At 65.3% G+C, this 1,957-nt stretch carries 2 protein-coding genes; both read right to left on the bottom strand.

What is annotated here, in order from left to right; all coding sequences use genetic code 11:
- The coding region (locus Q1K09_RS13005; RefSeq protein WP_300345903.1) for an ISL3 family transposase at positions 1–1,142 on the bottom strand (1,142 nt) is incomplete at its 3' end.
- 556 nt (positions 1,143–1,698) lie between these two features.
- The coding region (locus Q1K09_RS13000) for a hypothetical protein (protein WP_300345902.1) at positions 1,699–1,957 on the bottom strand (259 nt) is incomplete at its 5' end.

Genomic DNA, 1,957 nt, shown 5'->3' with positions numbered 1-1,957 from the left:
GCCAGGATGTCAGCGGCCCGGCGGTTCAGGGTCCGGCCGAGCTTCTTCAGCTCTGCCAGTTTGGTGGGGATGCCGCGGCGCAGTGAATCGATCACCTGCTGCAGTAGCTGTTTGCCGTGGTTCTTGGAGGGGTGTCGGTAGGCGGCGACGATCTTCTGATACACGCTCCAGGTGGCTTCGACCTCGACGTGCTCATCAGCAACGAACACTTTCTCCAGCTTCCGGCTCTGGGGCTCGGTGAGCAGATCCGCTCCGGTGCGCAGGGTCTTCCGCGCCCCGTAGAGCGGGTCGCCAGAACGGCCTCGGTGTCCGGTGGTCTCTCGCTGAACCCGCTGCCGGGCCTGGTCCAACGCGTCCCCGGCCAGGGCCACCACGTGGAAGGGATCCATCACCGCAACAGCTTCAGGGAGCTCTTCAGCGGTGGCGGTCTTGAACCCGGCGAACCCATCCATGGCCACCACCTCGATCCCCTCCCTGAACCCCTCGCTCTGAGCATCCAGCCAGGTCTTGAACACCTGCTTGGAACGACCCGGGACCATGTCCAGCGGCCGGGCAGGGCCGCGGCGTTCCTTCACCGGGGTCAGATCGATGACCACGGTGACATAGTGGGAGCCGCGCCCGGTGTGGCGCCAGCAATGCTCATCAACACCTATGACCTTCACCCCGTCGAACCGGTGAGGGTCCTCAATGAGCAGGTCCCGGCCGGCGGCCAACACGGCGTCGTTGACGGTATGCCAAGAGCAGGCCAGTGCGGCGGCGACCCTTGCGATGCTCATCCTGTCGATCACCACCGACTTCAGGGCCCACAGCACCGCATGCCTGCTCAACTTCGCCCGCGGTGCCGCCGCTGTGGTGGTGTCCTGGCGCCAGACGATGCCACAGTCAGCACATCGGTATCGGCGAACCCGAACCCACAGCACCGTGGGTCGCCACCCCAACGGTAGGTGCGCCAGCTTCCGGACTACCGTGCCCCGCGGCAGCCCCTCTGCGCCACAGTTACGGCACCATGGATCGTCTTCGGTGACTCTGCATTCCAGGATGGCCCGGTCGCGGCGGATCTGTTGGCCGGTGACCATCAGGCCGAGGGAGTCGAGGAGGCAGAAGCTGTTGAGGTCAGGGGTGGTGAAAGTAGGCTGGGGCATCGTCGAGGTCTTCTGGATGGATTGGTGTAGGAACCTCCATCTTCGGAAGGCCTCGACCTCTATCCACCTATCGCCACGCCGACCCTGATCCTCATCCCCGCCTCTACACCCTCAAACGCGAAGAGCCACTAAAGCGCCCTCCCCGGGGTGCACCCCCGCGCTTTCCAGGGGTCGTGTGACGTCACGCTGAGCCTGACGAGCGCTGGAGTACATTCCGACCATGCCGGGCGCCTGGGGCGAGGTCACGCTCCAGGTCTCCGGGTCGTAGCAGGTGAAGACAGTGTGCACATCACCCATATCGTCGGATCACCTCCAAGGCCTCGTCTCGAGAAAGGCCGATTTGTTGGACCAGTGTATGCCGCACGAGTTGGGCGTTGATCTCTTTCCCTGCATGCGGCGCGAGAGTCAGCTGCGGGAGGTCGGGCCTCGTCGATCGTAGGACGATGTGGCTGCCATGGACGGACGCGAGGGCGGGACTGTGGAAAACGGGCATCGCAATAGGGCGGGGGAAGGTGGCCGGCTTCTGAGGTGCCCATGCTGCGGCATTCAGCCAGGCTCAGAGGGCGGCGAGGATCTCGGGTGAGAGGTTGTACATACGCAGTTTGGCCCAGGAGCGGATCTGGCCATCGCTCATGCTGCGGATGATCTCCGCCTCCGCCTGTGGGCCGCCCTCGATCTGGGTGCCGCCGGCCGGCAGCGAGCTGGAGAGCGGGCCCCCGTGCAGGGGCACATCCACCACGCTGAGCGCTGCCGCGGTCAGTGAGATCACCTGGGACCGGTCGATCAGGCCCAGCCCCTCCAGCAGCGCCTTGGTT

Source organism: Nesterenkonia sp. (assembly GCF_029265375.1).
Lineage (GTDB): Bacteria > Actinomycetota > Actinomycetes > Actinomycetales > Micrococcaceae > Nesterenkonia.
Note: the sequence above shows the minus strand (reverse complement) of the source record. Positions and strands in the feature narration are given on the sequence as shown.